The organism is Dactylosporangium salmoneum, assembly GCF_039532525.1.
Lineage (GTDB): Bacteria > Actinomycetota > Actinomycetes > Mycobacteriales > Micromonosporaceae > Dactylosporangium > Dactylosporangium salmoneum.
In genome coordinates this window covers 1-5,404 of record NZ_BAAARV010000041.1, presented here as the reverse complement: position 1 = coordinate 5,404, position 5,404 = coordinate 1, and the positions used below count along the sequence as shown (strand labels likewise).

Annotated in this window: 5 protein-coding genes; 3 read left to right on the top strand and 2 right to left on the bottom strand. The window is 72.1% G+C overall.

Going from position 1 to position 5,404, the window contains the following annotated elements; all coding sequences use genetic code 11:
* The first annotated feature begins 553 nt into the window (after positions 1-553).
* Positions 554-1,027 carry a TetR/AcrR family transcriptional regulator gene (locus ABD352_RS25810; RefSeq protein WP_344615060.1) on the top strand — a complete coding sequence of 158 codons (474 nt, stop codon included), beginning with the start codon at positions 554-556 and terminating at the stop codon, positions 1,025-1,027.
* Here the strand turns inward: ABD352_RS25810 and ABD352_RS25805 are convergent.
* Complete coding sequence (locus ABD352_RS25805) at positions 1,016-2,314, bottom strand: pectate lyase family protein (protein ID WP_344615059.1); 1,299 nt, start codon at positions 2,312-2,314, stop codon at positions 1,016-1,018. The two genes, ABD352_RS25810 and ABD352_RS25805, sit on opposite strands and share 12 nt — an antisense overlap.
* A gap of 181 nt (positions 2,315-2,495) precedes the next feature.
* Here ABD352_RS25805 and ABD352_RS25800 point away from each other — a divergent pair, with 181 nt between their 5' ends.
* A complete protein-coding gene (locus tag ABD352_RS25800) occupies positions 2,496-3,749 on the top strand; it encodes an MFS transporter (protein WP_344615058.1) in 1,254 nt (417 codons plus the stop codon).
* A gap of 24 nt (positions 3,750-3,773) precedes the next feature.
* Here ABD352_RS25800 and ABD352_RS25795 read toward each other — a convergent pair whose 3' ends face one another.
* Entirely contained in the window at positions 3,774-4,184 is a 411-nt protein-coding gene (locus tag ABD352_RS25795) for a hypothetical protein (protein WP_344615057.1), read from the bottom strand.
* Positions 4,185-4,223: 39 nt separating this feature from the next.
* Here ABD352_RS25795 and ABD352_RS25790 point away from each other — a divergent pair, with 39 nt between their 5' ends.
* Positions 4,224-5,237 (top strand): NAD(P)-dependent oxidoreductase, encoded by a 1,014-nt coding sequence (locus ABD352_RS25790; RefSeq protein WP_344615056.1) that lies wholly within the window; start codon positions 4,224-4,226, stop codon positions 5,235-5,237.
* The last annotated feature ends 167 nt before the right edge of the window (positions 5,238-5,404 follow it).

The window sequence follows — 5,404 nt, the reverse complement described above, 5'->3', positions numbered from 1 at the left end:
GCGCGTGAGGGGCGGCGCGCGACTGGGGCGGCGCGGCGTGCGAGGGGCGGCGCGGCGTGCGAGGGGCGGCGCGGCGTGCGAGGGGGTGCTGCGAAGGCGCCGGCGACGAGTGGCCCGCGGCGAGGGCGCGGCCGGCGGTGCGGGTCGAGCGTCACCCGACGGCCCGACCGAGCCGCCCGGAGTAGCCCCGGGCGGCGAATCGGCGGAGAACTTACTTCTTCTTCTTGTTCTTCTTCTTGTCCTTCTTCGACTTCTTCGCCATGTCGTTCACCTCCAAGAGCTCGTTGGACTCATCAGACAGTACGTCCGAACGGCGGGCAAACAAAGGGTTTCGCCGAGATTTCAATGAAGATCTCGAAGGCCGCATTCGTCCACTATGGACTCCAGGGATGATATCGAGCACGGGAAGATCGCTCCAGGTGCCGCTGCAGCAGGCGATGCTGGTTCGGTACACTCGGCGTGAAATGAGGTGAGGATGACTGCACCGAATCGTAGTCGCGCATATCACGCTCCACGGCGTGTAGCCCAGGCCACGGCCACCCGAGCGGCGATCATGGCCGCGGCGGGGCGGCTCTTCGCCCGGCACGGGTACGCGGCCACGACCGTCGCCGCGATCGCCGAGGACGCCGGCGTGACGCCGCGGTCGGTGTACGCGGTGGCCGACAAGCCCGGGCTGCTGCTGGCCGCGCTGGACCACGCCGACGCCGGCGGCGACGTCGTCGAGTCCCTGCTGCGCGGCTACCCGCTGCTGCGCGCGTTCGAGGAGGCGTCCGCGGCCGAGCCGGCGGTGCGGGAGGCCTGGCGGCGGCACGAGCGGGGCCGGCGGGCCGCGCTCAAGCGGCTGGTGCGCGCCGCGGCCGACGACGGGCGGCTGCGGCCCGGCCTGACGGTCGGCCGGGCCACGGACACGCTGTGGGCGATCGTCACCTGGCACACCGTGGCGCTGCTGATCGAGCAGCGCGGCTGGAGCCGGGCCAAGCTCGCCCAGTGGCTGGACCAGATGATCGAAACGGCGCTACACGGGTAGCTTTCCGGCGCCGGCGCAGGCGGACACGATCCGCGGCACGTCGGCGGCCGGGTCCAGCGACGCGCGCAGGACCGGGGTCCAGCCCGCGTCGGGCGCGATGTCGGGGTCGTGCGCCGCGTTGTACTCGGCCAGCAGGTTCACCGGCACGACCGGCCCGGTGCCGACCCGGGCCAGGGTGCCCTTCTCGGTCATCGCGGTGCCGCCCCAGTCGTAGACGAACGCGCTGAGCGGGGTGTCGGCGCTGCGCAGGACGAAGTTGTTCTCGGCGTAGATGGCCGACTGCACGCCGACCCCGAGCGCGTACACGAAGGTGTCCTCGTCGGTGGCGTAGAAGTAGTTGTCGTACACGTCGACCTGGCCGAACCGCACGCGCGGCGTGCGCTGCCCGAGGTTGGCGAAGCGGTTGTGGTGCATGGTGACGCGCAGCTTGCCGACGTCGACGCCCGGGGTGTTGGTCGAGCCGATGAGCACCGACTTGTCGTGCTCGAACATGTTGTTGTACGACATCGTCACGTAGTCCGAGCCCTTGATGACGTCGGCGAGGCCGTCGTGCACCTGGTACGGGCGGCCGAAGTACACCGGCTGGTCCGAGTCCTGGTTGGCGCCGTCGGTGAACGTGTCGTGGTCGATCCACACGTTGGTGCTGCCGGTGAGGGTGATGTTGTCGTAGAGGGAGTTCCAGTTGCCGTCGGCGCCGTCGGTCGGGGTCCACGCCGGGAAACAGTCGTGCGCGTCCACGAAGGTCACGTTGCGGATGATGACGTTGCTGACGTTGGTGAGCAGCAGGTTGCCGCCGATCAGCCGCGCGTTGCGCAGGCCGTAGACCGTCGTGTTGGCCCCGACGTCGATCTTGACCTTGAGCCCCTGGGTCTTCGTCGAGCGGACCCGCGCCTCCTCCAGGGGTCCGCTGGGCGCGACCCTGCCCCACACCGCCGGGTCGTAGGCGGCGAGATAGGCGTCCAGGGTGTACTGCGGGTCCGCGTAGTCGGCGCACGTGCGCCCCTCGTTGGCGTCGATCGTGCCGGCGATGAGCACGATCTTGGGGGCGTTCCCGGCCACGGCGGCCGCCAGCTCGTCCCTCGTGCGCACGACGAACACGTGCGCGTCGTCGGCGGCCGCCCCGCCGGTGGTGCCGGTGCCCGCCGCCGCCCAGCCGTCGTTGGCGCCAAGCGCCTGGCGGGCCGCGGCGGGGACCCTGGGCGCGCCGGCGCCGGCGAACGCCGTGCCGGTCGAGACCAGCGCGGCCACCGTGGCGGCGATGAGCCCGGCGCGTAGACCAGCGTGCATGCGATCCTCCTGCTTCTGCGGTGGAAACGTTGAGGAAAGCGCATTCCTGACGACCACGTTGACACCCGGGAAACGGGGAGTCAACGCGTACCGTTTGCAGGTTTGTTGCAGTGGGTGGCGCCGGTCACTCCGGCCCACCGCGCCCCCGCCCGCTGGTAAGGACCGGAGCAGGCTGTCCGCCATGACCGTCGCCGCCCCGGCCGCCCGCAAGTTCGCCGCCCTGCGCAACCGGGACTGCCGGCCGTACCTGTTCGGCGCCGCCCTGTCGATGATGGCCGACAACATCGAGCACGTGATCACGTACTGGATGCTGTGGCAGAAGTTCCATTCCGAGGCCCTCGCCGGTTTCCAGGTGATCAGCCACTGGGTGCCGTTCCTGCTGCTGTCGGTGTGGTTCGGCGGCCTGGCCGACCGCTACGACTGCCGCCGGGTCATCCAGGCCGCACAGGCGCTGTTCATGCTGGTCTCGCTGCTCTGGGGCATCCTGTTCATCACCGACTCCCTGCAGATCTGGGAGGCCTGCGTGCTGCTGGTGCTGCACGGCATGGCCGGCTCGCTGTGGGGCCCGGGCGAGCAGCTGATGCTGCACGACTTCGTCGGCGATGCGGAGCTGGCCTCGGCGGTACGGCTGAACGCGACCTTCCGCAGCCTGGGCGTCCTCTTCGGCCCGGCCGTCGGCTCCGTCCTGCTGGGGGTGCTGGGCCCGAAGGCCGGCATCCTGACGAACATCGCCTTCTACCTGCCGCTGACGCTGTTCCTGTTCCGGACCAGGTTCACCGGCCACACCCGCCACAGCGGCCCCCGGGGCCAGCGCGTGGGCCTGTTCGACACGGTCAAGGTCCTGCGCCGCGTGGCCGGCGACCACACCCTGATCAGCATGATCATCCTCGCCGGCCTGGCCTCGTTCTTCGTCGGTACCTCGCTCCAGGCCGTCATGCCGGTCTTCGCCGACGACCTGGGCAAGGACAGCACGAGCATCTACGGCGTCCTGCTCTTCGCCACAGGCGCCGGCGGCGTCATCGGCGGCATTCTGCTGGAGGCCACCGGCCGGATCCGCCCGACCGTCCGCGCCGCGCTGGTCTCCACCCTGCTCTACGGCCTGTCCAGCCTGGCGTTCGCCGTGACCGGAAACTACGCCCTGGCCATCATCGTCCTGTTCATCGGCGGCGTGGCCAACATGGCCTCGATGTCCATCGGCCAGACCGTGACCCAGCTGCTCGCGCCACCCGCCGAACGAGGCCGCGTGATCGGCGTCTACAACGTCTCGGCGAGCGGCCTGCGGGCGGGCAGCGGCGTCACGGTCGGCGTGCTGGGCCAGGCCATCGGCGTGCACTGGTCCCTGGCCCTGAGCTCCGCCGCCCTGTGCGTGGGCACCGGCGCGGCCGCCCTCTACACCCACCGCGGCCGCGAGGCGGAACCCGCGAACACCGCCTGACGGCGCCTGGAGCCGCCACACGCCTCAGCGGTCCAGCAGGCCCCCGAGGCCGTCCATGAACCCGTCCGGATAGTGGCCGGAAACCTCGGGGGCGACCTGGAACGGCAGGATCCGGCCGGAGCCCGGGTAGGCGAGGCGGATCTCGGACAGGTCCTCCGGCAGCGCCCACACCCGCACCGGCACGCCCGGCACGAGCGCCGCGGCGTCCTCGGCCCGCAGCCGGTAGCCGAGGAACTCGACGACGTGGTCCTCGATGCCCTCGAAGCGCAGCGACAGCCGGACCTTGCGGCCGACGGCCTCGGACGCGACGACCGCGGCGGTGAGCACGGCGCCGCGCCGCAGGATGCGCCGGTGCTGCCGATACGCCCCGATGCCGACGGCCGTGCCTGAGCCCGCGGCGACCACCGCGCCGACCAGCGCCCACCAGAACACCATCGGCGCACGGTACTGGAAAGTCCGTGAGAGAGTGCGCCGGTGTTCAGGTACCGCTTGCTCATCTGGGACGGGGCGCCCGACGAACTGCTCGACGGCGAGGTCGAGCAGGCGCTCGCCGCCGGATGCGAGGTCACGCTCAACCTGCACCGCAGCGGGATCACGCCCGCGCCGCGCGACGGGCTGCGAGTGGTCCGGGAGCCGATCTTCGACCTCGAGCGGCTGGTCGCGACGGTCCGGGAAGGCGCCGCCGGTTACGACGCCGTGAAGTCGCGGGCCAACGTGCCGCTGCCGGCCGGGTTCTTCGACGCCGCCTGCGCGCCCGGGCTGCGGCGGCCGTTGCGGGTCGTCGGGCAGATCGGCAGCGGGATCGGCCATATCGACACGAAGAGCGCGCAACGGTACGGCGTGAGCGTTGTCCACACGCCGGGCACCAACGCGGTCGGGGTGGCCGAGTTCGTCCTCGGGCAGATCCTGGCGGTGCTGCGCGGCCTGGTCCCGCACGACCGGGCCAGCCACGCCGGCATCTGGCGCGGGCATCCGCCGGGGCGGGCGCGGGAGCTCGGGGAGCTGACGCTCGGGCTGGCGGGGTGCGGGCACACCGGGGCGGCCCTCGCGCAACGGGCGACGGCGCTGGGGATGCGGGTGCTGGTGTGGCGGGCGCGCGGCACAGGGACCGTGGAGGCGCTGGACGACCTCCTCGCCGAGACCGACGTGCTGTCGGTCCACGCCCGCCATACGCCCGGCGAACCGCCGCTCATCGGGCGCCGGGAGCTGGCGCTGCTGCGGCCCGGGGCGGTCGTCGTGAACGCGGCGCGGGGCGGGCTCGTCGACGAGCAGGCCCTCGCCGACGCGCTGCGCGACCCCGGGCACCCGGTGGCGGGCGCGGCGGTCGACGTGTTCGAGCGGGAGCACGACCGGTTCTCCTCGCCGCTGTTCGGGGTGCCCGGCGTGCTGCTGACCCCGCACGTGGCCGGGCTGACCGGGCCGGCCACGGCGGTGGCCGCCCGCGAGTGCGTCGACCGGATCGTGGCCGCGCTCGCGGGTCCCCAGTAGCTACCGCGCTGCACCGGCACGCGACTGATGTGTCGGGCGGTCGGGCCGATCTCATCCCCGACGGCGTGACAGGACGCCGGCGGGATTCGGAGGGAGCCCTCATGAGTGGTGGTGGACACGCGGCGAAGGCCGGCGCGCACGCCAAGCACAAGAAGGGCGGCCACGAA